Below are 23,957 nucleotides of genomic sequence, written 5' to 3' on the forward strand. Positions count from 1 at the left end.
AATCAACCGTTAACATGTAAAGAAAATCGGATCGTCCACATTTTGTAACGCACTGCACATAACGTGAAACTACCGCCACCACTGGCGAAACTTCTTGTAACGGCAGGCTAACAACACCACAGCGAGTGCTGCATAAATAATCGGTTGAGGGGAGATAATTTTTACCGACCACAGATAATGTATGGGTGCCAGGATCGCCACAAGATAGACGAAGTTGTGCAAATACTGCCAATTTTTGCCCAGTTTTCGCTGAGCCGACTGGGTGGAGGTTAACGTGAGGGCGAATAATATGCCCCAACTGGCAATGCCCAGCATCAAATAAGGTCGCGTGATTAATTCCCGTCCTAACAGCGCCAGATTATGAATGCCCAGTTCCAGGAGTGCGTAGCTGGTTAAATGCAACGTTGCCCAGGCGAAACACCATAGCCCTAACAGGCGCCGTGTGCGTATCAATAATGGCTGTTTAGCGTAGCGCGCGAGGGGAGAGACCAGCAAGGTCGCCAGCAAGAATTTCAGAGCTGTCCTACCGGTAAAGTGCTGGATATCTTTGACCGGGTCTGCGCTCAGACCACCGTGATTCACCGCCCAAAATAGCCAGACAAACGGTAAAAAGCCGGCAAGATGCAGGCAAACTTTCAGCCCGGTAATGTGCTTTGCAGTCAGGCGCACTCAAAAATTCTCCTGCAGGTTAAGACCACGGTACAGCGAAGCGACCTCGTCGGCGTAACCGTTAAACAGCAGCGTGGGTTGGCGCTGAACGTCCAGAATACCGCCTGCGCCAATAAAACGTTCAGTGGCCTGGGACCAGCGCGGGTGATCGACATGCGGATTCACGTTGGCATAAAATCCATATTCATTGGGGGCGGCCAGGTTCCAGGTTGTCGGGGGGCGTTCGCGGGTTAGTTTAATACTCACGATCGACTTAATGCCTTTAAATCCGTATTTCCAGGGCACAATTAAGCGAATGGGCGCGCCATTTTGTGGAGGAAGAGCTTTTCCATAAACCCCCACGGTAAGCAGAGTGAGTGGATGCATAGCTTCATCCAGACGCAGTCCTTCAACATAGGGATACTTCAGCCCGCCGCCAATAAAGCGATCTTTTTGTCCGGGCATCTCATCCGGTGCGTAGATCGTTTCGAAGGCGACATATTTTGCGTTGCTGGTGGGTTCAACCTGCGCCAGCAGTTTATGTAACGGAAAACCAATCCACGGCACGACCATTGACCAGGCTTCCACACAGCGCATCCGGTAAATCCGTTCTTCCAGTGGGAAACGGGCGGTCAGCGCATCGTGATCGAGGGTGAGTGGTTTTGCCACCTCACCACTGATTTTTAACGTCCACGGATCGGTTTTCAGACTGCCAGCATTGGCTGCCGGATCCGCTTTATCGAGACCGAACTCATAGAAGTTGTTGTAGCCAGAAACTTTATCCGCTGGCGTTAAAGGAAGCGAATTTTGCCAGGCGGCGGGTTTACTGAAATCAAGCGGCTTACCCGCGGGCGCGGGCGGGCGGTCATTCCCCTTAAACCAGCTAAGAAGGTCAGCCTGCGCAGAGAGGGGGAAAGACAACGCGGCGGCGCTGATCCCTAATGCTTTCAGTACCTGGCGGCGTTGCATAAAAAAAGCCGACTCGTCAGTGACGTCGGCTTCTGTAAATGGACGTAATTTCTTCATAACAGACTCCCGGCTTACGCGTCATAACTGACAGGGGACGCGTAGTTAATATGGCAGGGAGTCTGTAGATATGCCGCGAAATTTCGTTAATTAAGTGTAAATTTCTGCGCCAGAGCTTGTTACTTCACCTTCACCAGCGTACGACCTTGCACCTGGTTATTAATGATGGCATCGGCAAACTTCGGCGCATCCGCCAGCGTAATCTCCGTGGCGGCCTGAGCATAGAAAGAGTCCGGTAGATCCTTAACCAGACGCGCCCAGGCTTCTGCCCGGCGTGCCGGCGGGGTCATCACCGAGTCCACCCCTTGCAAACGAACGTTACGCAGAATGAATGGCATCACCGTCGTCGGCAGAGCGAAACCGCCAGCCAGGCCGCAGGCGGCAACGCAGCCACCGTAGTTCATCTGTGCCAGGACTTTTGCCAGAACTTTGTCGCCAACGGTATCAACCGCACCAGCCCACAGCTGTTTTTCCAACGGGCGAGATTCAGCAAATTCATCGCGGCTAAGGATACGGTTAGCGCCCAGGCTCTTCAGGTAGTCGTGAGTGCTTTCGCGACCCGAAACCGCCGCAACCTGATAACCCAGCTTATGCAGTAACGCCACGGCCGTGCTGCCCACGCCGCCGCTGGCGCCGGTGACGACAATCTCACTGTCTTGCGGGCGAATACCTGCATCTTCAAGCGCCATGACGCACAGCATGGCGGTAAAGCCAGCGGTACCGATGACCATGGCTTTACGTCCGTCCAGCCCTTGTGGCAGCGCAACCAGCCAGTCGCCTTTCACGCGTGCGCGTTCGGCCAGTCCACCCCAATGATTTTCACCCACGCCCCAGCCGGTCAGTAAAACTTCCTGACCTGCATGAAAACGGGGATCTTCGCTTGCGCGCACGGTACCGGCGAAATCGATACCAGGAATCATCGGAAAATTACGAATGATTTTACCCTTGCCGGTGATAGCCAGGGCGTCTTTATAGTTCAGGCTTGACCAGTGGACATCCACCGTCACATCGCCTTCCGGTAGCTGATTTTCGTCGAGGGGTTGAACGGATGCGAGGGTTTTTCCGTCCTGCTGTTCTAAGATCAAAGCCTGCATAACCTGTCCTCAATTCGTATAGTGGATTGGAAAATTATTAATGAAGACTATACTCGCTAATCAAAACATGATGCCGATTCCGCGCAATAAATTGCCAGATATACCTAATTTGGTAGTATGCCCACACTGTTTGTATAAATGGATGGATTTTGCGTTCAGTTTTGCATTTTCGCGCCGCTTTATCACTTTCATGCCTGTTTCATAACTGTCGGAGTTAACACAAGGATGCGATTAACGACGAAATTTTCAGCTTTTGTGACGCTGCTTACAGGGTTAACGATCTTCGTAACTCTGATCGGCTGCTCGCTGAGTTTCTATAACGCGATTCAATATAAGTTCACCACCCGTGTTCAGGCGGTGGCGACGGCGATTGATACGCACCTTGTCTCCCGCGATGTCGTTGCGCTAACCCCGCAAATCGATGAACTGATGGTTTCGGTTGATATCGTGCACGTCGAACTGCTACAGGGCGAACACGTGGTGTATGACCACTCCCGAACCAGCAGCTACCGCCCGGCGGGGACGAACAATCTGTATCGTGATGTCACCGTCCCGTTGGTCAAACACCCGGGCATGTCGCTGCGTCTGGTTTATCAGGATCCCATGGGCAACTATTTCCATTCGCTGATGACTACCGCGCCGCTCACGTTGGCGATTGCTTTCATTATACTGATGCTCTTTTTGTCTGTGCGCTGGCTTCAGCGTCAGCTTTCAGGTCAAGAGTTGCTGGAGATTCGTTCAACGCGCATTCTTAACGGCGAACGTGGACCGAACGTGCGGGGGACTGTTTATGAATGGCCTGCGCGTACCAGTAGCGCGCTCGATATGCTGCTGACCGAAATTCAAAGTGCCCGCGAGCAACGTAGCCGACTGGATACGCTGATTCGTTCCTATGTGGCGCAGGATACAAAAACCGGGCTAAGCAACCGCCTGTTCTTTGATAACCAACTGGCAACGCTGCTGGAAGATCAGGAAAAAGTGGGATCGCATGGCGTCGTGATGATGGTACGCCTGCCGGACTTTACGCTGCTGCGCGATAGCTGGGGAATTACCCTTGCTGAAGAACAAATTTCAACGCTAATCAATTTGTTGTCGACTTTTCTGACGCGCTATCCGGGCGCGTTGCTGGCGCGCTACCACCGTAGCGATTTTGCCATCCTGTTGCCACATCGCACGCTGAAAGAGGCGGAAAGTATTGCCGGGCAATTATTAAAAGCGGTAGATGCGCTTCCGGCTAATAAAATGATCGACCGTGCCGATATGGTTCATATTGGCATTTGTGTTTGCCGCAGCGGTCAGTCGACGGAACAAGTGATGGATCACGCCGAAGCCGCCACGCGGAACTCGGTATTGCAGGGGGGGAACAGCTGGTCGGTCTATGATGACTCACTACCGGAAAAAGGTCGGGGTAACGTACGCTGGCGAACGCTGATCGAACAGATGCTCAGCCGGGGTGGACCCAGAATTTATCAAAAGCCTGCGGTAACCCGTGAAGGACGGGTGCACCACCGGGAGCTGATGTGCCGTATTTTTGACGGCAGCGAAGAGGTTATTTCGGCGGAATATATGCCGATGGTCCTGCAGTTTGGCCTGGCAGAAGAATATGACCGTCTGCAAATCAGCCGTCTGATCTTACTGTTGGGCTACTGGCCGCAGGAAAACCTGGCGATGCAGACAACGGTTGAATCGCTAATTCGCCCACGTTTTCAGCGCTGGCTACGTGATACGCTGATGCAGTGCGAAAAATCATTACGCAAACGCATAATTATTGAACTTGCTGAGGCAGATGTCTGTCAACATATCAGCCGGTTACAGCCCGTCATCAGATTGATGAATGCGCTGGGTGTGCGAATTGCCGTTACGCAGGCGGGTTTAACGCTGGTGAGCACCAGTTGGATCAAAGAGCTTAACGTTGAGTTATTGAAGCTGCATCCAAGCCTGGTGAGGAATATTGATAAGCGAACCGAAAACCAGCTCCTGGTGCAAAGCCTGGTGGAGGCTTGTTCTGGAACACCAACGCAGGTTTACGCCACGGGCGTTCGTTCGCGTAGCGAGTGGCATACGCTGACGGAACGCGGAGTTGCGGGTGGGCAAGGGGATTTTTTTGCCGCATCACAGCCACTTGACACTAACGTGAAAAAATATTCGCAAAGATACTCGGTTTAACCTGCCGTTTAATTCGTTTTCACGTAGAATAACGCGCGCTGTGCCTTCTGGGGGTGTGCTTGTCTGCTCGCCAGGTTGTAACAGCAAACATGCAGGTGAATGACCTTTGACAGGTTGCAAACAAAAGCGAGGAGTGCTGCTGATTTATTCAGCCCTGATGGACTCAGGCCGATTTTGTAACAAAGGAAACGAACTGCACTAATTTTCACCGTAGCAGATGATTTTTGCGCCTTGTCGCTGCTGCGTGTGGTTGGTAAAGTAAGCGGATTTTGTTTTCCGCCCCAGCTTTCAGGATTATCCCTTAGTATGTTGAAAAAATTTCGTGGCATGTTTTCCAATGACCTGTCCATTGACCTGGGTACCGCGAATACCCTTATTTATGTAAAAGGACAAGGCATCGTATTGAATGAGCCTTCTGTTGTGGCCATTCGTCAGGATCGTGCCGGCTCGCCAAAAAGCGTAGCCGCAGTGGGCCATGACGCGAAGCAGATGCTGGGTCGTACACCGGGCAATATCGCCGCCATTCGCCCAATGAAAGACGGCGTTATCGCTGACTTCTTCGTGACTGAAAAAATGCTCCAGCACTTTATCAAACAAGTGCACAGCAATAGCTTCATGCGCCCAAGCCCGCGCGTACTGGTATGTGTACCGGTTGGAGCAACTCAGGTTGAACGCCGCGCGATCCGTGAATCCGCCCAGGGCGCAGGTGCCCGTGAAGTATTCCTGATCGAAGAGCCGATGGCGGCTGCGATCGGGGCGGGTCTGCCAGTTTCTGAAGCAACCGGTTCTATGGTTGTGGATATCGGTGGTGGTACAACTGAAGTTGCCGTTATCTCCCTGAACGGCGTGGTTTACTCCTCTTCTGTACGTATTGGCGGCGACCGCTTCGACGAAGCCATCATTAATTATGTTCGTCGTAACTACGGTTCTCTGATTGGTGAAGCCACCGCAGAACGTATTAAACACGAAATCGGTTCCGCTTATCCGGGCGACGAAGTGCGCGAGATCGAAGTTCGCGGCCGTAACCTGGCAGAAGGTGTTCCACGCGGCTTTACCCTGAACTCCAACGAGATTCTGGAAGCCCTGCAGGAACCGCTGACCGGTATCGTGAGCGCGGTGATGGTTGCACTGGAACAGTGTCCGCCAGAACTGGCGTCTGACATCTCCGAACGCGGCATGGTACTGACCGGTGGCGGTGCTCTGCTGCGTAACCTTGACCGTCTGTTAATGGAAGAAACCGGTATTCCAGTTGTTGTTGCTGAAGATCCGCTGACCTGCGTGGCGCGCGGTGGCGGCAAGGCGCTGGAAATGATCGATATGCACGGCGGCGACCTGTTCAGCGAAGAGTAATCGGATGCAGGTAGGGTAGCCCGCGGGTTGCCCTTCCGCTCTGATACGAGAATACGCATAGACTATGAAGCCAATTTTTAGCCGTGGCCCGTCGCTACAGATTCGCCTTATTCTGGCGGTGCTGGTGGCGCTCGGCGTTATTATTGCCGACAGCCGCCTGGGTACGTTTAGTCAAATCCGAACGTACATGGATACCGCCGTCAGTCCTTTCTACTTTATCTCAAATGGTCCTCGTGAATTACTCGACGGCGTTTCGCAAACGCTGGCTTCGCGTGACCAACTCGAACTTGAAAATCGGGCGTTGCGTCAGGAACTGCTGCTGAAAAACAGCGAGCTGCTGATGCTGGGGCAATATAAACAGGAGAACGCGCGTTTGCGTGAGCTGCTGGGATCGCCGCTGCGTCAGGACGAACAAAAGATGGTGACGCAGGTCATCTCGACGGTTAATGACCCTTACAGCGATCAGGTGGTGATCGACAAAGGGAGCGTTAACGGGGTCTACGAAGGTCAGCCGGTTATTAGCGACAAAGGCGTTGTGGGTCAGGTCGTAGCGGTGGCTAAACTGACCAGCCGCGTGCTGCTGATTTGCGATGCGACGCATGCTCTGCCCATTCAGGTACTGCGTAACGATATCCGCGTGATCGCTGCCGGTAACGGCTGCACCGACGATCTTCAGCTCGAACACCTGCCGGCCAACACCGACATTCGCGTTGGCGATGTGCTGGTTACCTCGGGTCTGGGGGGACGTTTCCCTGAAGGCTATCCGGTTGGTGTTGTTTCTTCCGTTAAGCTGGACACTCAGCGCGCTTATACCGTGATTCAGGCACGCCCGACCGCAGGTCTGCAGCGTCTGCGTTATCTGCTGCTGTTGTGGGGCGCCGATCGTAACGGCGCAAATCCGATGACGCCAGAGGAAGTGCACCGCGTTGCCAATGAACGTCTGATGCAAATGATGCCGCAAGTTCTGCCTGCACCAGATGCCATGGGGCCGCCTGCGCCAGTGCCAGCTCCCGCAACAGGCGTGACTCCAGCGCCTGCGGACACCACGCCGCCACAACCTGCTCCGCGTAAGCCGGGAGGACAGTAAGTGGCAAGCTATCGTAGCCAGGGACGTTGGGTGATTTGGCTCTCGTTCCTTATTGCACTGTTGCTGCAAATCATGCCCTGGCCGGACGATATTCTGGTTTTCCGGCCAAACTGGGTACTGCTCATCTTGTTGTACTGGATCCTGGCGCTGCCGCATCGCGTAAATGTGGGCACGGGGTTTGTGGTGGGTGCCATACTGGATCTCATCAGCGGCTCCACGCTTGGCGTGCGCGCATTGTCGATGAGTATCATTGCTTATCTGGTCGCGCTGAAATTCCAGCTATTCCGTAACCTCGCGCTCTGGCAACAGGCGCTGGTGGTCATGTTGTTATCACTGGTCGTGGATATTATTGTTTTCTGGGCCGAGTTTTTAGTGATCAATGTCTCTTTCAGACCCGAAGTGTTCTGGAGTAGTGTAGTGAATGGTGTGCTTTGGCCATGGCTATTCTTACTGATGCGTAAAGTCCGTCAGCAGTTTGCGGTGCAATAAGGTTGATATGAATACTCTGTATCTTGCTTCAGGTTCTCCACGTCGTCAGGAGCTGCTCGCTCAGCTTGGTGTTACCTTTGAACGGCTGGTGCCTGGGATTGAAGAACAGCGACACCCGCAGGAGAGCGCACAGCAGTATGTTTCGCGTCTGGCACGCGAAAAAGCGCAGGCTGGCGTGGCGCTGGCGCAGCGTGATTTGCCTGTATTGGGTGCAGATACCATTGTTATCCTTAATGGCGAAGTGCTGGAAAAACCACACGACGCCGCCCATGCCGCAGTAATGCTGCGCAAACTGTCGGGCAAAACGCATCAGGTCATGACCGCCGTGGCATTGGCCGACCGCCGGCACAGTCTGGACTGTCTGGTGGTGACGGAAGTGACGTTCAGAGCACTAACCGATGAGGACATCGCGGGCTATGTTGCCAGCGGTGAACCAATGGATAAAGCAGGTGCATACGGTATTCAAGGGTTGGGTGGCTGTTTTGTCAGGAAGATCAATGGCAGCTATCACGCCGTAGTCGGCTTACCGCTGGTAGAAACGTATGAGTTGCTGACCAATTTTAACGCACTGCGTGAGAAAAGGGATAAACATGACGGCTGAATTGTTGGTAAACGTAACGCCATCGGAAACTCGGGTGGCTTACATTGATGGCGGTATTCTGCAGGAAATTCATATTGAACGTGAGGCGCGACGCGGAATCGTAGGCAATATCTACAAAGGTCGTGTAAGTCGTGTACTTCCGGGTATGCAGGCGGCTTTTGTAGATATTGGACTGGATAAAGCCGCATTTCTTCACGCTTCAGACATCATGCCGCACACCGAATGCGTGGCGGGTGAAGAACAAAAACAGTTCACCGTGCGCGACATTTCTGAACTGGTGCGCCAGGGCCAGGATCTGATGGTGCAGGTGGTAAAAGATCCGTTGGGTACGAAGGGCGCACGCCTGACGACGGACATCACGCTTCCTTCCCGTTACCTCGTCTTTATGCCGGGTGCTTCGCACGTTGGCGTTTCTCAACGTATCGAAAGCGAAACTGAACGCGAACGCCTGAAAAAAGTGGTGGCGGATTACTGCGATGAACAGGGCGGATTCATCATTCGCACAGCGGCGGAAGGCGTCTGCGAGGAGGATCTGGCCTCGGATGCTGCCTACCTGAAGCGCGTCTGGACTAAAGTCATGGAGCGTAAAAAGCGCCCGCAAACGCGCTACCAGATGTACGGCGAACTGGCGCTGGCGCAGCGCGTGTTGCGTGATTTTGCCGATGCCCAGCTTGACCGGATCCGCGTTGACTCTCGTCTGACTTATGAAGCGTTGCTGGAGTTCACAGCGGAATATATCCCCGAAATGACCAGCAAGCTGGAACATTACAGCGGGCGCCAGCCCATTTTTGATCTCTTTGACGTTGAGAATGAAATCCAGCGCGCGCTGGAACGCAAGGTTGAACTGAAATCCGGCGGCTATCTGATCATCGATCAAACTGAAGCAATGACCACCGTCGATATCAATACCGGAGCGTTTGTTGGGCATCGTAATCTCGACGACACTATCTTTAATACTAATATTGAAGCAACGCAGGCCATTGCTCGTCAGCTGCGTCTGCGTAACCTCGGCGGCATTATCATTATCGATTTTATCGACATGAATAATGAAGACCACCGTCGACGGGTACTGCACTCTCTGGAACAGGCGCTGAGCAAGGATCGCGTAAAAACCAGCATCAACGGTTTTTCACAGCTGGGCCTGGTGGAGATGACGCGCAAACGCACGCGTGAAAGCGTGGAGCATGTGTTGTGCAACGAGTGTCCGACCTGTCATGGGCGCGGTACGGTGAAAACCGTGGAAACTGTATGCTATGAAATCATGCGCGAAATCGTGCGGGTACACCATGCATATGACTCCGATCGTTTCCTGGTTTATGCATCTCCGGCAGTGGCTGAAACCCTGAAGGGTGAAGAGTCACATGCGTTGGCAGAAGTGGAAATCTTTGTCGGCAAACAGGTTAAAGTACAAGTCGAACCGCTGTATAACCAGGAGCAGTTCGACGTTGTCATGATGTAATCTGGCCTGGTAAACGCCCAATGGCGATACCTTGCAGGCCGGAGAAGGCGTTCACGCCGCCATCCGGCAAGACGGTTTTGTGAGTCACATTTTTTGGTAGACAAGGAGAGGCGCGTGAGGCGATTGCCGGGGATATTACTGCTCACTGGAGCCGCATTCGTTGTCATCGCAGCGCTGCTGGTCAGTGGGCTGCGCCTTGCGCTGCCTCATCTTGATAGCTGGCGTCCGGCCATCCTTGGCAAGATTGAATCCGCCACCGGTCTGCCCGTCTCCGCCAGCCAACTTTCCGCTAGCTGGCAAAATTTCGGCCCTACTCTTGAAGCGCGTGATATCCACGCGCAGCTTAAAGATGGCGGTGAATTTTCGGTAAAGCGCGTTACATTAGCGCTGGATGTCTGGCAAAGCTTGCTGCACATGCGCTGGCAGTTTCGCGATCTCACCTTCTGGCAGTTGCAGCTGCGTACCAACACCCCCATCCAGCGCAGCGAAAGCGGTGATGGAATTGAAGCCGGCCACCTGAGCGATCTCTTCCTGCGTCAGTTTGATCATTTCGATCTACGCGACAGCCAGATTAGCTTTTTAACCCTCTCAGGCCAGCGTGCAGAACTGGCGATCCCACAGCTTACCTGGCTTAACGGTAAAAACCGACATCGCGCTGAAGGTCAGGTCAGTCTCTCCAGTCTGACCGGGCAGCACGGTGTTATGCAGGTGCGAATGGATCTGCGTGATGACAACGGGCTGTTGAATAACGGTCGGGTCTGGCTGCAGGCCGACGATATCGACGTCAAGCCGTGGCTGGGTAAATGGATGCAGGATAATGTCGCGTTGCAAACCGCGCGTTTTAGCCTGGAAGCATGGATGACGATCAGAAAAGGTGTCGTTTCCGGCGGCGATGTCTGGCTGAAAAAAGGTGGGGCAAGTTGGCTGGGAGAGAGTCGTACGCACACGCTCTCCGTCGATAACCTGACGGCGCACATCAGCCGCGAACAGTCGGGCTGGCAATTCTCCATTCCCGATACCCGTATCACGATGGATGATAAACCCTGGCCAAGCGGGGCGTTAGCGCTGGCCTGGATCCCTGAACAGGAAGTCGGCGGCGAGAATAACAAACGCAGCGACGAGCTACGCATCCGCGCCAGCAATCTGGAGCTGGCCGGGTTAGAAGGGCTGCGTCCGATGGCGGCCAAGTTATCGCCTGCGCTGGGTGATATCTGGCGGGCTACGCAGCCGAGCGGCAAAATAGATGTGCTGGCGCTGGATATCCCGTTACAGGCAACAGAAAAAACCCGCTTCCAGTCCTCGTGGACCAATCTGGCCTGGAAACAGTGGAAGCTGCTGCCAGGGGCAGAGCATTTCTCCGGTACGCTTGCGGGCAGCGTTGAAAACGGGGCGCTCACTGCTTCCATGAAGCAAGCTAAAATGCCGTATGAAACCGTCTTTCGCGCACCGCTGGAAATAGAGGACGGCGTAGCGACGCTAAGCTGGCTGAAGAATGATAAAGGTTTCCAGTTAGATGGGCGCAATATTGATGTTAAAGCGAAAGCGGTACGCGCACGCGGTGGTTTTCGCTATCTGCAGCCCGCCAATGATGAGCCATGGTTGGGCATTCTGGCAGGTATCAGCACCGACGATGGCTCTCAGGCCTGGCGTTACTTCCCGGAAAACCTGATGGGCAAAGAGCTTGTTGATTACCTCAGCGGCGCTATTCAGGGCGGCGAAGCGGATAACGCCACGTTGGTGTATGGCGGCGACCCGCATCTGTTCCCGTATCTACACAATGAAGGGCAGTTCCAGGTACTGGTGCCGCTTCGCAATGCGAAGTTTGCTTTCCAGCCCGACTGGCCCGCGCTGACTGACCTTAATATTGAACTGAACTTCATTAACGACGGCCTGTGGATGAAGACCGATAGCGTTAATCTGGGCGGTGTGAAGGCCAGTAATCTGACGGCTAACATCCCCGACTATGCAAAAGAAAAACTGCTGATTGATGCCGACATCAACGGGCCGGGCAAGGCGGTTGGACCTTATTTTGATGAGACGCCATTGAAGGATTCACTCGGCGCTACGCTTGAGCAGTTGCAGATTGACGGCGATGTGAATGCTCGCTTACATCTTGATATTCCGCTAGACGGCTCGCTGGTTACTGCCAAAGGTGACGTCAACCTGCGTGATAACAGCCTGTTTATTAAACCGCTCGACAGCACGCTGAAGAATTTGAATGGTAAATTCAGCTTTATCAACGGCGATCTGAAGAGCGAGCCGATGACCGCGAACTGGTTTAATCAGCCGCTGAACGTCGACTTTTCCACGACCGAAGGGGCGAAAGCCTATCAGGTAGCCGTGAATCTGCAAGGTGACTGGCAGCCAAGCCGCATGGGGATTTTACCGACGCAGGTCAACGACGCGTTGAATGGCAGCATAGCGTGGAATGGCAAGGTAGGAATCGATCTTCCGTATCATGCCGGGCCGACCTACAACGTTGAGTTAAAGGGCGACCTCAAGAATGTAAGTAGTCACTTACCTTCTCCGCTGAATAAGGCGGCCGGTGAGGCGTTGCCGGTGAACGTTAAGGCCAACGGCAATCTGCGCAGCTTTGATCTGACCGGCAACGCTGGCAGCAAGAATCATTTTAATAGCCGCTGGCTGCTGAATCAGAAACTGACGCTTGACCGCGCAATCTGGGCGTCGGAAAGCCGCACCGTGCCAGCGTTACCCGATCAACAAGGCATAGAGCTTAATCTTCCCCCTATGGATGGCGCGCAATGGCTGGCGTTATTCCAGAAAGGCGCTGTGGATAACGTGGGCAGCAACGCTAACTTCCCGCAGCGCATCACGGTGCGTACGCCATCGTTATCCCTGGGCGGTCAACAGTGGAATAATTTGAGTATCGTTTCTGAGCCTGCGAGCAATGGCTCTACCGTGCAGGCGCAGGGCCGTGAAATTAACGCCACGCTGGCTATGCGCAATAATGCGCCGTGGCTGGCCAATATTAAGTATCTTTATTACAACCCAAGCGCGGCAAAACCGTCACAAAATAGTACGCCAGCCTCGCCGTTCTCAGCCATCGACAACGTCAGCTTCCGTGGCTGGCCGGACCTTCAGCTGCGCTGTGCCGAGTGCTGGATGTGGGGACAGAAATACGGGCGCATTGACGCCGATGTAGCGATTAAAGGCGACACGCTCACCTTGAGTAACGGTCTGTTGGATACGGGTTTTGCCAGACTGACCACCGACGGCGTGTGGGTGAATGCGCCGGGCAAGGAGCGAACGTCGCTGAAGGGTAAACTGAGCGGCAATAAAATTGACTCCGCAGCCGGTTTCTTTGGCGTATCAACGCCGATCCGCAATTCTTCATTCAACGTGGAGTATGATCTGCATTGGCGTAATCCGCCGTGGGATCCTGATGTAGCCTCGCTGAATGGTATTTTGCGTACCCGGCTGGGCAAAGGCGAACTTACCGAACTCAGTACCGGACATGCGGGGCAACTGTTACGTCTGCTAAGCTTCGATGCGTTACTGCGTAAACTGCGCTTTGATTTTAGCGACACCTTCAGCGAAGGCTTCTATTTCGACTCGATTCGCAGCACGGCGTGGATCAAAGATGGCGTGATGCATACCGACGACACGCTGGTGGACGGTCTGGAAGCCGACATTGCGATGAAAGGTTCAGTGAACCTGGTACGCCGGGATCTGGACATGGAAGCCATCGTTGCACCAGAAATTTCTGCCACCGTAGGGGTTGCCGCCGCGTTTGCCGTCAACCCGATTGTTGGTGCGGCGGTGTTTGCCGCCAGTAAGGTGCTGGGGCCGCTGTGGAGCAAAGTCTCGATTCTGCGCTATCGCATCACCGGTCCGGTCGATAAGCCGCAAATTAACGAAGTTCTGCGTCAGCCGCGCAAAGAAAGCCAGCAATGATTTGACGGGGGCGAGTAATTGCCCCAATCTCAGTACATAGTATTGCCGGATGGCGCAGCGCTTATCCGGCCCTACAGCAGCCTAACAACGTAGGCCGGATAAGGTGTTTTTTCCGCTATCCGGCAGAATTAAATGAGTAATCAAAACGATGAGTCTGAACCTGGTAAGTGAACAATTGCTAGCGGCAAATGGCCTGAAACATCAGGATCTGTTTGCCATCCTGGGCCAACTGGCCGAACGCCGTCTTGATTACGGCGATCTCTATTTTCAGTCGAGCTATCACGAATCCTGGGTTTTAGAAGACCGCATCATTAAAGATGGTTCTTACAATATCGATCAGGGCGTTGGCGTGCGCGCCATCAGCGGCGAGAAAACAGGGTTTGCCTATGCAGACCAGATTAGCCTGTTGGCGCTGGAACAAAGCGCTCATGCCGCGCGTACTATCGTGCGTGACAACGGTGACGGCAAAGTAAAAACGCTGGGGGCCGTGGAGCATCAGGCGCTTTACACCTCGGTTGATCCGTTGCAGAGCATGAGCCGTGAAGAAAAACTCGATATCCTGCGCCGCGTAGACAACGTGGCCCGTGCCGCCGACAAACGCGTCCAGGAAGTGACCGCCAGCCTGACCGGTGTTTATGAACTGATCCTGGTGGCCGCGACTGATGGTACGCTGGCCGCTGACGTCCGCCCGCTGGTACGTTTGTCCGTAAGCGTACAGGTCGAAGAGGACGGTAAGCGTGAGCGCGGCGCCAGCGGTGGCGGCGGTCGTTTTGGCTATGACTATTTCCTTGGCGACCTTGATGGTGAAGTCCGTGCCGACGCGTGGGCGAAAGAGGCCGTACGCATGGCGTTAGTCAATCTGTCCGCGGTAGCAGCGCCTGCTGGTACGCTGCCGGTAGTACTCGGGGCTGGCTGGCCTGGCGTTCTGCTGCATGAAGCGGTCGGTCATGGTCTGGAAGGTGATTTTAACCGCCGTGGCACCTCGGTATTCAGCGGTCACATGGGTGAGCTGGTGGCGTCAGAACTGTGTACCGTTGTGGATGATGGCACAATGGCGGACCGTCGTGGTTCCGTGGCTATCGATGACGAAGGGACACCGGGTCAGTACAACGTGCTGATCGAAAACGGCATTCTGAAAGGCTACATGCAGGACAAACTGAATGCGCGCCTGATGGGCGTAGCGCCAACGGGTAACGGTCGCCGTGAATCTTACGCGCACCTGCCGATGCCGCGTATGACCAACACCTATATGCTGCCGGGGAAATCCACGCCGCAGGAAATCATCGAATCCGTTGAATACGGTATTTATGCGCCTAACTTTGGCGGCGGTCAGGTGGATATCACCTCCGGGAAATTTGTATTCTCGACATCCGAAGCGTACCTGATTGAAAACGGTAAAGTGACCAAACCGGTGAAAGGCGCAACGCTGATTGGCTCCGGTATCGAAGCGATGCAGCAGATTTCGATGGTGGGTAACGACCTGAAACTGGATAACGGGGTTGGCGTTTGCGGTAAAGAAGGACAGAGCTTGCCGGTGGGCGTGGGCCAGCCGACGCTGAAGGTGGATAACTTGACCGTAGGTGGCACCGCGTAACGACCCGGTCGCCGGATAGCGCTCAGCGTATCCGGCCTGGAATGTGCGCTGGCACTGAATGTAGGCCCGGTAAGCAAAGCGCTACCGGGCTTTTTTATTTCTCTTTGCCCCGGCCGTACATCCCCTGAAACAGCTGCGCCACATCGACAAAATAATCCGTCAGATAGTTAATCACCACCTGGACCTTGAGCGGTAGTTTGTCTTTTTCGGTATACAGTGCATAGACCGGACGTGGATCCGACTGGTAGCGGGGCAGCAGGATCTCCACTTCGCCACGATTGATCTCATTGATCACCCACATCAGCGGCACATAGGCAATACCCGCGCCTGCGGCCAGCCAGCGCACCAGCGTCATCGGATCGTTAGTCACGAAGCGCCCTTCTGGGATCAGGCGGGTAGAGATCCCCTCCGGAGCGATAAGTTCGAATTCATTATCCGGGCGCACGCTGTATTCCAGCCACGAGTGGTTACTGAGATCGGCGGGTTTTTCCGGCACGCCAAACTGCGCGAGATAGCTTTTAGCGGCGCAGACCACCATCGGCATGGTTCCCAGGCGACGTGAAAACAGGCTGGAGTCCTGCAACGCGCCGACGCGAATAACCACGTCCAGACCGTCGGCGATTAAATCCGGTGCCGGGATGCCTGTTACCAGATTTACCGTCAATCCTGGATACTCTTTCAGCATCGTTGCGGTCAACCCGGCGAGGACATTTTGTGCCATGGTTGAAGAACAGCCAATGCGCAAGGTGCCGATGGGCGTGTTGTTAAAGGCATAAAGCTGTTCGTGAACATCCTGTGCTTCGTGCAGCATCCGGCGGCAACCCTGATAATAAATTTTACCGGCTTCGGTTAGCCCAATGCTGCGTGTGCTGCGGTTTAGCAGCTTGACCTGTAGCTCATCTTCCAGTTTAGAGACCGTCTGGCTTATCGATGAAACGCTCATTTGTAGCTGTCTTGCGGCGGCGGTGAAGGAGCCCAGTTCGACAACTTTGGCAAACACCGACATACGTTTTAATCGTTCCATTGTTCACTCTGACTTAAAAGTGATTTAGATCACATAATATAGATAACAGCATAACAGTTACGTTAATATATTATTATTCAAATAACAGCTATGTCGCTCTCGCCTGGCTCATCCTTGCCCTTCTCTGCGGTGACATACGCTAGAAAATCTATCACCTGCACTCTCTTAAGCTACCAAGGTCAACATGAGTCTGTTTCCCGTTATCGTGGTGTTTGGTCTGTCCTTCCCACCGATTTTTTTCGAATTACTTTTGTCACTGGCGATTTTCTGGCTGGTGCGCCGGGTACTGGTTCCAACTGGCATCTATGATTTTGTCTGGCACCCGGCTCTGTTTAACACCGCGCTGTATTGCTGCCTGTTCTATTTAATAACGCGCCTGTTCGTTTGAGGTTGAAGTGAAAACACTAACAAGAAAACTCTCCCGTACGGCCACGACTCTCGTACTGGTCATTCTGGCCTTCATCGCCATTTTCCGCGCATGGGTGTTCTACACCGAGTCGCCGTGGACGCGTGATGCGCGCTTCAGCGCCGACGTTGTGGCAATAGCCCCGGATGTCGCCGGGCTTATCACTAACGTCAACGTTCATGATAATCAACTGGTGAAGAAAGACCAGGTCCTGTTTACCATCGATCAGCCGCGCTATAAAAAAGCGCTCGAAGAAGCGGAAGCAGACGTCGCCTACTATCAGGTGTTATCACAGGAAAAACGCCAGGAGGCCAGCCGTCGTAATCGGCTGGGCGTGCAGGCTATGTCTCGTGAAGAGATCGACCAGTCAAACAATGTCCTGCAAACCGTATTACACCAGCTTGCGAAGGCGCAGGCGACCCGCGACCTGGCGAAATTAGATCTGGAACGTACCGTCATTCGCGCGCCAGCAGATGGCTGGGTGACTAACCTGAACGTCTACAGCGGCGAATTTATTACTCGCGGCTCTACGGCGGTGGCGTTGGTCAAACAGCATTCTTTTTATGTGCTGGCCTATATGGAAGAAACCAAGCTGGAAGGCGTCCGCCCTGGGTATCGCGCAGAGATCACCCCGCTGGGCAGTAATCATGTGCTGAAGGGCACCGTTGATAGCGTGGCGGCTGGTGTAACGAATGCCAGCAGCACGCGGGACGCAAAGGGTATGGCGACCATTGATTCCAATCTTGAATGGGTGCGTCTGGCGCAGCGTGTACCGGTGCGAATTCGTCTTGATGAGCAGCAGGGAACCCTGTGGCCTGCGGGGACTACGGCTACCGTCGTCATTACCGGCAAGCAGGATCGCGATGCAAGCCGGGAATCCTTCTTCCGTAAAATGGCGCACCGCCTGCGCGAGTTTGGCTAATCGTGATGGGCATTTTCTCTATTGCCAACCAGCATATCCGCTTTGCGGTAAAACTGGCGTGCGCGATTGTACTGGCGCTGTTCGTTGGCTTTCACTTCCAACTTGAGACCCCGCGCTGGGCAGTGCTGACCGCCGCCATTGTGGCGGCTGGCCCGGCCTTTGCCGCTGGCGGAGAGCCCTATTCTGGTGCTATACGCTATCGCGGCATGCTGCGTATTGTTGGGACATTTATCGGCTGTATTGCTGCACTGATCATTATCATCAGCATGATCCGCGCCCCGTTATTGATGATCCTGGTGTGTTGTATCTGGGCCGGTTTTTGTACCTGGATCTCGTCGCTTGTGAAGATCGAAAACTCCTATGCCTGGGGACTTTCGGGCTATACGGCGCTGATCATCGTCATTACCATCCAGGCTGAACCGCTGCTGACGCCGCAATTTGCGCTCGAACGCTGTAGTGAAATAGTGATGGGGATTGTCTGTGCTATTGTGGCCGATCTGCTCTTTTCGCCCCGTTCGGTGAAACAGGAGATTGATGTCGAACTGGACAGCCTGCTGGTGGCGCAGTATCAGCTTATGCAGCTGTGCATTAAGCATGGTGACAGTGAAGAAGTGGACAAAGCCTGGGGCGATTTAGTCCGGCGTACGGCGGCGCTGGAAGGCATGCGAAGTAACCTGAATATGGAGTCCTCACGCTGGGGGCGGGCTAACCGCAGGCTCAAAGCATTGAACACGCTGTCACTCACGCTCATCACGCAGTCCTGTGAAACCTATCTTATTCAGAACACTCGACCCGAACTGATCACTGATACCTTCCGCGAGTTGTTCAATATGCCGGTTGAAACGGTGCAGGATGTTCATAAACAGTTGAAGCGGATGCGGCGGGTGATTGCCTGGACCGGCGAACGCGAAACGCCGATCACGATATATAGTTGGGCAGGCGCCGCGACGCGCTACCTGTTGCTCAAACGCGGTGTACTGAGTAATACCAAAATTAGCGCCACGGAAGAAGAGATCCTGCAAGGTGAGCCAGTGGTGAAGGTGGAGTCTGCCGAGCGCCATCATGCGATGGTCAACTTCTGGCGCACCACGCTTTCTTGTGTGCTGGGAACTTTATTCTGGCTGTGGACCGGATGGACCTCCGGCAGCGGCGCAATGGTGATGATTGCGGTTGTCACTTCGCTGGCAATGCGTTTGCCCAACCCGCGCATGGTGGCGATAGACTTTATTTACGGTACGTTGGCGGCGTTACCGCTCGGGGCGCTCTATTTCCTGGTGATTATCCCCAATACGCAACAAAGCATGTTGTTACTGTGCCTGAGCCTGGCGGTGCTGGGGTTCTTTCTGGGTATAGAGGTACAGAAACGACGGCTGGGATCAATGGGGGCGCTGGCCAGCACTATTAATATCATCGTGCTGGATAACCCGATGACCTTCCACTTTAGCCAGTTCCTTGACAGTGCGCTGGGGCAGATTGTTGGCTGCGTGCTGGCATTTATCGTCATTCTGTTGGTGCGCGATAACTCTCGTGACAGAACGGGTCGCGTGTTGCTCAACCAGTTTGTTTCGGCGGCGGTTTCAGCGATGACCACCAACGTGGTACGTCGTAAAGAAAACCATCTCCCGGCGCTTTATCAGCAGCTGTATTTGCTGATGAACAAATTTCCCGGCGACCTGGCGAAGTTTCGCCTGGCGCTGACGATGATCATTGCGCATCAGCGCCTGCGCGATGCGCCGATACCGGTAAACGAGGATCTATCCACGTTCCATCGCCAGCTTCGTCGCACTGCGGATCACGTGATTTCCGCAGGCAACGACGACAAGCGCCGACGCTACTTTAGCCAGTTGCTGGAAGAGCTTGAGATTTATCAGGAGAAATTAATCATCTGGCAAGCGCCACCGCAGGTGACCGAGCCGGTAAAACGACTTAGCGGGATGCTGCACAAATACCAGCATGCGCTAACCAGTAATTAAGAGTTGGAAACCGACGCTAAAGGCGTCGGTTTTTTTATGGCTATACTTACCTGAAAATGCAGGAGGTTCCTGCATATTGATGGTCTGTAGAGTGACTGGCGTCGGGATGGTGGCTATAGATGAACATCTATACATTTGATTTTGACGAGATAGAAGACCAGGGGGATTTCTACCGTGAGTTTACGCGCGCGTTCGGTCTCGCCCGGGAAAAGGTGGTTGATTTAGATTCTCTGTGGGAGGTGGTTATCGGGGACGTTTTACCGCTGCCGCTGGAGATTGAATTTGTTCATTTGCCGGACAAGTTACGCAGGCGATACGGCGCGCTGATTTTACTGTTCGATGAAGCGGAAGAAGAGCTGGAAGGACAGCTGCGCTTTAACGTTCGTCACTCAATGTAAGGCATAAAAAAGCCCCCGGCAGGCGGGGGCAAGTCGTCGGACTAGACGACGAGGGTTTATTTGTAGAGTTCTGCAGTCGCGTGCCAGTGAGCGCCTTCACGGAGTTCAGTGACGCGATAGCTGCTGGCACCCGCTTTTTCAGCTTTAGCGGCGATGGCCTGACGCATGTCCATTGGTGAGCTACCGATCTGAGATACGGAGATGCTGCCCATGGATTGCAGGTTCTGTGCTTCTTGTGAGTTCACCTGAGTCACTGCGGCGCTTGCACCGAAAGAGAGAACAGAAAGAAGGCTTAAGGTTGCAATAGTTGTTTTGATTTTCATGATATTTACCTCGTCGAATTCTTTTATTGGGGTCTGCGTTTCGTGACCCTCATCACAAAATCAAGTATACACTAATCACTCGATAAATTAATACCACGCTAATTGTTTCCATGGGGGTTAAGTATTAAGAAAAATATTTTTTATAACCAAACAGAATTAAAAATAGGGTTTTAAACATCAATTTTATAATAAATTCAATTAAATCATTGAGATATGAATTTTTGCAAAATGTGCGTTTTTAACTCTTCATATTCGCTATGTGAATGACTTTTGACGGTTAAACGCACCATTTGTTAAATCAATGACAGTGGATAATAGAGGGAGGAGGGTGGATACAGAGGTTTTTCCCCCGCCGCGAGGCGACGGGGAGGAAGTATTACAGCTCTTGTTCAAACAGTTCCAGAATGGCTTCGTACAAATCTTTTACCGTAAAACCCTTAGCTGGGGTGGTGAAGATGGTATCGTCACCGGCAATTGTACCCAGAATACCTTCCGCTTTACCTAATGAGTCCAGCAGACGTGCAATCAACTGAGCAGCACCAGGGCTGGTATGAATAACCACAACTGCATCGTTGTAATCGATATCCAATACCAGATTTTTCAGTGGACTGGATGTTGTAGGTACCCCTAACTCTGCCGGCAGGCAGTACACCATTTCCATTTTCGCATTGCGGGTACGCACGGCGCCGAACTTGGTCAGCATGCGAGAAACCTTGGACTGATTGATATTATCAAAGCCCTGATCCTGCAACGCGAGGACGATTTCGCCCTGAGAGCTGAACTTTTCTTCTTTAAGCAGCGCTTTAAACGCCTTTACTAATTCTTCTTGTTTTGCCGAGCTTCGCATAAGTCACCCGTAATATGGCGGTAGAAACAACATTATTGTGCATACAGATGAATTTTTATGCAAACAGTCTGCCTTGTTCAAGGCTGAAATAATGTTATGAAAGAGCGGAATTTTATCAAATTTCGTTATCAAGAAACATGCCTGTGTCACGGCTCGCAAATAAGGTTAAAAGTAAATTAAATGTTATCAAATTGATGTTGTTTTGAGAGGTGGGTAGGGTATATTGTCAGCACCTGTTGGAAAGTTGCTCTACTGTGCGGGTGGTTTTGAATTACGTAACTTAGGTTTTATTTTACGTAAGTTAAATGCATAAAAGCCAAATTTGCGTGACTACGCATTCTTGACGCGTGGTTGTTGTATTCGTTGGATTTGTGAATTAAGGTCGCCGCCGCGGAGCAATAGACACTTTGCTTATCAATATAATAAGGAGTTTAGGATGAAAGTTGCAGTCCTCGGCGCTGCTGGTGGTATCGGTCAGGCGCTAGCATTACTGTTAAAAACCCAACTGCCTTCAGGTTCAGAACTCTCCCTGTACGACATCGCTCCAGTAACGCCTGGCGTGGCCGTTGATTTGAGCCATATCCCTACTGCTGTGAAAATCAAAGGCTTCAGCGGCGAAGACGCTACCCCTGCACTGGAAGGTGCTGATGTGGTACTGATCTCTGCGGGTGTCGCACGTAAACCGGGTATGGATCGTTCCGACCTGTTCAACGTTAACGCCGGTATCGTGAAGAACCTGGTGCAGCAGGTTGCTAAAACCTGCCCGAAAGCATGTATCGGTATCATCACCAACCCGGTGAACACGACCGTTGCTATCGCTGCAGAAGTGCTGAAAAAAGCAGGCGTATACGATAAGAACAAACTGTTTGGCGTGACCACGCTGGACATCATCCGCTCCAACACCTTTGTTGCGGAACTGAAAGGCAAGCAGCCTGGTGACGTTGAAGTCCCGGTTATTGGCGGCCACTCTGGCGTGACCATTCTCCCGCTGCTGTCACAAATCCCTGGCGTGAGCTTCACTGAGCAAGAAGCGGCTGACCTGACCAAACGTATCCAGAATGCGGGTACTGAAGTTGTGGAAGCTAAAGCCGGTGGCGGATCTGCAACCCTGTCTATGGGTCAGGCTGCAGCACGTTTCGGCCTGTCACTGGTTCGCGCGCTGAGCGGCGAAAAAGGCGTGGTTGAATGTGCTTACGTTGAAGGCGACGGCCAGTATGCTCGCTTCTTCTCTCAGCCGCTGCTGTTGGGTAAAAACGGCGTAGAAGAACGCCAGTCTATCGGCAAGCTGAGCGCATTTGAGCAGAGCTCACTGGAAGGTATGCTGGATACGCTGAAGAAAGATATCACCCTGGGTGAAGAGTTCGTTAAATAACGCCTTTATGTAGGCCGGATGGCGGTGTTTAGCACTTTATCCGTCCTACAAATATCGCGAATTTGACGCATAAAAAAACCGGAGCTATCTCCGGTTTTTTTACATCATTTCGTTTGTGATTTAGTTTGTAGCCGGGTATTCCTGAATCGTTACCAGCAGCGTCAACTGCTTGTCATCACGCATCACGACAACTGAGATAACCGAACCAGGGCGAATCTCTGCCACCTGGTCCATGGTCTCCAGCGCAGATACCGCCGGTTTGTTATTGACCGAAATAATCAGATCGTTAACCTGAATTCCTGCCTGCGCTGCCGGACCGTCTGGGGCCACTTCGTTAACTACAATCCCCTGAATTTGATCCATCCCGCCGCCCTGGGCGTGCAGTGGCGCAATTTCGCGACCGCTGATGCCGATGTAGCCACGAATCACGCGTCCGTCACGAATCAGCTTATCCATGATTTTGGTTGCCAACTGAAACGGAATAGCAAAGCCGATCCCTTCCGGGGTTTCGCCATCGTTGCTCTTATCAAATGACAGCGTGTTAATACCCATTAACTCGCCCTGCGAGTTGACCAACGCGCCGCCGGAGTTGCCGTGGTTGATGGAGGCATCCGTTTGCAGGAAGTTTTGCCGTCCAGTCGGGTTCAGGCCAATACGACCGGTGGCGCTGATAATCCCCTGAGTGATGGTTTGCCCAAGGTTGTACGGGTTACCAATGGCGAGGACGACATCGCCGATGTGCGGCACGCGTTTGTTATTAATTGGAATTGTCGGCAGTCCGCCAGTCGCGTTGATTTTCAGCACCGCAAGATCGGTTAACGTATCAGAACCCACAAGCAGCGCTTCGAATACACGCCCATCCTGCAACGCGACGATGATTTGGTCGGCATCATTAATGACGTGCTTATTGGTAATGATATAGCCGCGCAGATCCATGATAACGCCTGAGCCGAGTGTGCGGATCTCAAGCTGGTTATGTGCTGTGCTGTTCATACTACGGTTATAAACGTTAACGACGGCAGGCGCTGCACGGCGAACCGCCGGGTTATAGCTGGCGGGCGTTTCATCTGCACTGTCGAACTGTGGCGCGGTAAGCGTATTTATTTTTCGCAGAGAGGGCATCGCGGCCAGCAGAATAGCGCCGACGATTAAACCAATCGCGACCGAACGTAAAAGCTTCACAAACATGATGGCGGCGTCATTAATAAAGGGAACGGCAGCAGCATATCACGAGTTTACCGGACATCACACGGGGGGCTGATG

Annotated in this window: 20 protein-coding genes; 13 read left to right on the top strand and 7 right to left on the bottom strand. The window is 53.1% G+C overall.

Annotated features, from left to right (window positions below):
* Positions 1 to 69: 69 nt before the first annotated feature.
* The 3 genes from msrQ to acuI form a co-directional block, all read right to left on the bottom strand.
* On the bottom strand, positions 70 to 669 hold the full coding sequence (msrQ, locus tag OGV65_RS00220; protein ID WP_016157592.1) for a protein-methionine-sulfoxide reductase heme-binding subunit MsrQ: 600 nt from the start codon (positions 667 to 669) through the stop codon (positions 70 to 72).
* A complete protein-coding gene (gene msrP / locus OGV65_RS00225; protein WP_016157591.1) occupies positions 670 to 1,674 on the bottom strand; it encodes a protein-methionine-sulfoxide reductase catalytic subunit MsrP in 1,005 nt (334 codons plus the stop codon).
* A gap of 119 nt (positions 1,675 to 1,793) precedes the next feature.
* Positions 1,794 to 2,768, bottom strand: coding sequence for an acrylyl-CoA reductase (NADPH) (acuI, locus tag OGV65_RS00230; protein WP_286454477.1), 975 nt, complete (start codon positions 2,766 to 2,768; stop codon positions 1,794 to 1,796).
* Positions 2,769 to 2,993: 225 nt separating this feature from the next.
* On the opposite strand from acuI, the gene csrD reads away from it, so the two are divergent.
* From csrD to tldD, 8 genes are all read left to right on the top strand, one after another.
* The gene (gene csrD / locus OGV65_RS00235; protein WP_286454478.1) at positions 2,994 to 4,934 is read left to right on the top strand and encodes an RNase E specificity factor CsrD; all 1,941 of its coding nucleotides are present in this window, start codon (positions 2,994 to 2,996) and stop codon (positions 4,932 to 4,934) included.
* Between the two features lie 306 nt (positions 4,935 to 5,240).
* The gene (gene mreB, locus OGV65_RS00240) at positions 5,241 to 6,284 is read left to right on the top strand and encodes a rod shape-determining protein MreB (protein ID WP_000913396.1); all 1,044 of its coding nucleotides are present in this window, start codon (positions 5,241 to 5,243) and stop codon (positions 6,282 to 6,284) included.
* Between the two features lie 64 nt (positions 6,285 to 6,348).
* Positions 6,349 to 7,371: a rod shape-determining protein MreC gene (gene mreC / locus OGV65_RS00245; RefSeq protein ID WP_047499766.1), complete on the top strand. Its 1,023-nt coding sequence runs from the start codon at positions 6,349 to 6,351 to the stop codon at positions 7,369 to 7,371.
* Positions 7,372 to 7,860, top strand: coding sequence for a rod shape-determining protein MreD (gene mreD / locus OGV65_RS00250; RefSeq protein WP_047499764.1), 489 nt, complete (start codon positions 7,372 to 7,374; stop codon positions 7,858 to 7,860).
* Between the two features lie 7 nt (positions 7,861 to 7,867).
* Positions 7,868 to 8,461 carry a Maf family protein gene (locus OGV65_RS00255; protein WP_016157589.1) on the top strand — a complete coding sequence of 198 codons (594 nt, stop codon included), beginning with the start codon at positions 7,868 to 7,870 and terminating at the stop codon, positions 8,459 to 8,461.
* Complete coding sequence (gene rng / locus OGV65_RS00260; protein WP_003828822.1) at positions 8,451 to 9,920, top strand: ribonuclease G; 1,470 nt, start codon at positions 8,451 to 8,453, stop codon at positions 9,918 to 9,920. Before OGV65_RS00255 ends, rng begins: the two co-directional genes overlap by 11 nt.
* Before the next feature lie 114 nt (positions 9,921 to 10,034).
* Positions 10,035 to 13,835, top strand: a complete 3,801-nt coding sequence (gene yhdP, locus OGV65_RS00265; RefSeq protein WP_286454479.1) for an AsmA2 domain-containing protein YhdP — start codon at positions 10,035 to 10,037, stop codon at positions 13,833 to 13,835.
* 148 nt (positions 13,836 to 13,983) lie between these two features.
* Positions 13,984 to 15,429: a metalloprotease TldD gene (tldD, locus tag OGV65_RS00270; RefSeq protein WP_016154713.1), complete on the top strand. Its 1,446-nt coding sequence runs from the start codon at positions 13,984 to 13,986 to the stop codon at positions 15,427 to 15,429.
* Positions 15,430 to 15,523: 94 nt separating this feature from the next.
* Here the strand turns inward: tldD and aaeR are convergent, their stop codons facing one another.
* The gene (gene aaeR, locus OGV65_RS00275; protein WP_016157586.1) at positions 15,524 to 16,453 is read right to left on the bottom strand and encodes an HTH-type transcriptional activator AaeR; all 930 of its coding nucleotides are present in this window, start codon (positions 16,451 to 16,453) and stop codon (positions 15,524 to 15,526) included.
* Between the two features lie 184 nt (positions 16,454 to 16,637).
* Between aaeR and aaeX the strand changes: the two genes are divergently transcribed.
* The 4 genes from aaeX to OGV65_RS00295 all read left to right on the top strand — a co-directional run bounded on the left by aaeX (position 16,638) and on the right by OGV65_RS00295 (position 20,152).
* Entirely contained in the window at positions 16,638 to 16,841 is a 204-nt protein-coding gene (gene aaeX, locus OGV65_RS00280; RefSeq protein ID WP_003025177.1) for a p-hydroxybenzoic acid efflux pump operon protein AaeX, read from the top strand.
* 7 nt (positions 16,842 to 16,848) lie between these two features.
* Positions 16,849 to 17,781 carry a p-hydroxybenzoic acid efflux pump subunit AaeA gene (gene aaeA, locus OGV65_RS00285; protein WP_016154711.1) on the top strand — a complete coding sequence of 311 codons (933 nt, stop codon included), beginning with the start codon at positions 16,849 to 16,851 and terminating at the stop codon, positions 17,779 to 17,781.
* A gap of 5 nt (positions 17,782 to 17,786) precedes the next feature.
* Positions 17,787 to 19,754: a p-hydroxybenzoic acid efflux pump subunit AaeB gene (gene aaeB / locus OGV65_RS00290; RefSeq protein WP_286454480.1), complete on the top strand. Its 1,968-nt coding sequence runs from the start codon at positions 17,787 to 17,789 to the stop codon at positions 19,752 to 19,754.
* 119 nt (positions 19,755 to 19,873) lie between these two features.
* Positions 19,874 to 20,152, top strand: coding sequence for a barstar family protein (locus OGV65_RS00295; protein WP_016154709.1), 279 nt, complete (start codon positions 19,874 to 19,876; stop codon positions 20,150 to 20,152).
* Positions 20,153 to 20,208: 56 nt separating this feature from the next.
* Here the strand turns inward: OGV65_RS00295 and yhcN are convergent, their stop codons facing one another.
* Entirely contained in the window at positions 20,209 to 20,475 is a 267-nt protein-coding gene (yhcN, locus tag OGV65_RS00300) for a peroxide/acid stress response protein YhcN (RefSeq protein ID WP_003025165.1), read from the bottom strand.
* A 376-nt stretch (positions 20,476 to 20,851) separates the two neighbouring features.
* The gene (gene argR, locus OGV65_RS00305) at positions 20,852 to 21,322 is read right to left on the bottom strand and encodes a transcriptional regulator ArgR (RefSeq protein WP_003025162.1); all 471 of its coding nucleotides are present in this window, start codon (positions 21,320 to 21,322) and stop codon (positions 20,852 to 20,854) included.
* 436 nt (positions 21,323 to 21,758) lie between these two features.
* Here argR and mdh point away from each other — a divergent pair, with 436 nt between their 5' ends.
* The gene (mdh, locus tag OGV65_RS00310) at positions 21,759 to 22,694 is read left to right on the top strand and encodes a malate dehydrogenase (protein ID WP_008785953.1); all 936 of its coding nucleotides are present in this window, start codon (positions 21,759 to 21,761) and stop codon (positions 22,692 to 22,694) included.
* A 120-nt stretch (positions 22,695 to 22,814) separates the two neighbouring features.
* Here the strand turns inward: mdh and degS are convergent, their stop codons facing one another.
* Positions 22,815 to 23,882 (bottom strand): outer membrane-stress sensor serine endopeptidase DegS, encoded by a 1,068-nt coding sequence (gene degS / locus OGV65_RS00315; RefSeq protein WP_286454481.1) that lies wholly within the window; start codon positions 23,880 to 23,882, stop codon positions 22,815 to 22,817.
* Positions 23,883 to 23,957: the final 75 nt, after the last annotated feature.

This window comes from Citrobacter sp. Cb004 (assembly GCF_030337065.1).
GTDB lineage: Bacteria > Pseudomonadota > Gammaproteobacteria > Enterobacterales > Enterobacteriaceae > Citrobacter > Citrobacter braakii.

Coding starts and splice junctions, on each gene's coding strand:
- msrP (WP_016157591.1), bottom strand. CDS start 1,674: ATGAAGAAATTACGTCCATTTACAGAAGCCGACGTCACTGACGAGTCG.
- acuI (WP_286454477.1), bottom strand. CDS start 2,768: ATGCAGGCTTTGATCTTAGAACAGCAGGACGGAAAAACCCTCGCATCC.
- csrD (WP_286454478.1), top strand. CDS start 2,994: ATGCGATTAACGACGAAATTTTCAGCTTTTGTGACGCTGCTTACAGGG.
- mreB (WP_000913396.1), top strand. CDS start 5,241: ATGTTGAAAAAATTTCGTGGCATGTTTTCCAATGACCTGTCCATTGAC.
- mreC (WP_047499766.1), top strand. CDS start 6,349: ATGAAGCCAATTTTTAGCCGTGGCCCGTCGCTACAGATTCGCCTTATT.
- OGV65_RS00255 (WP_016157589.1), top strand. CDS start 7,868: ATGAATACTCTGTATCTTGCTTCAGGTTCTCCACGTCGTCAGGAGCTG.
- rng (WP_003828822.1), top strand. CDS start 8,451: ATGACGGCTGAATTGTTGGTAAACGTAACGCCATCGGAAACTCGGGTG.
- tldD (WP_016154713.1), top strand. CDS start 13,984: ATGAGTCTGAACCTGGTAAGTGAACAATTGCTAGCGGCAAATGGCCTG.
- aaeR (WP_016157586.1), bottom strand. CDS start 16,453: ATGGAACGATTAAAACGTATGTCGGTGTTTGCCAAAGTTGTCGAACTG.
- aaeX (WP_003025177.1), top strand. CDS start 16,638: ATGAGTCTGTTTCCCGTTATCGTGGTGTTTGGTCTGTCCTTCCCACCG.
- aaeB (WP_286454480.1), top strand. CDS start 17,787: ATGGGCATTTTCTCTATTGCCAACCAGCATATCCGCTTTGCGGTAAAA.
- OGV65_RS00295 (WP_016154709.1), top strand. CDS start 19,874: ATGAACATCTATACATTTGATTTTGACGAGATAGAAGACCAGGGGGAT.
- yhcN (WP_003025165.1), bottom strand. CDS start 20,475: ATGAAAATCAAAACAACTATTGCAACCTTAAGCCTTCTTTCTGTTCTC.
- argR (WP_003025162.1), bottom strand. CDS start 21,322: ATGCGAAGCTCGGCAAAACAAGAAGAATTAGTAAAGGCGTTTAAAGCG.
- mdh (WP_008785953.1), top strand. CDS start 21,759: ATGAAAGTTGCAGTCCTCGGCGCTGCTGGTGGTATCGGTCAGGCGCTA.
- degS (WP_286454481.1), bottom strand. CDS start 23,882: ATGTTTGTGAAGCTTTTACGTTCGGTCGCGATTGGTTTAATCGTCGGC.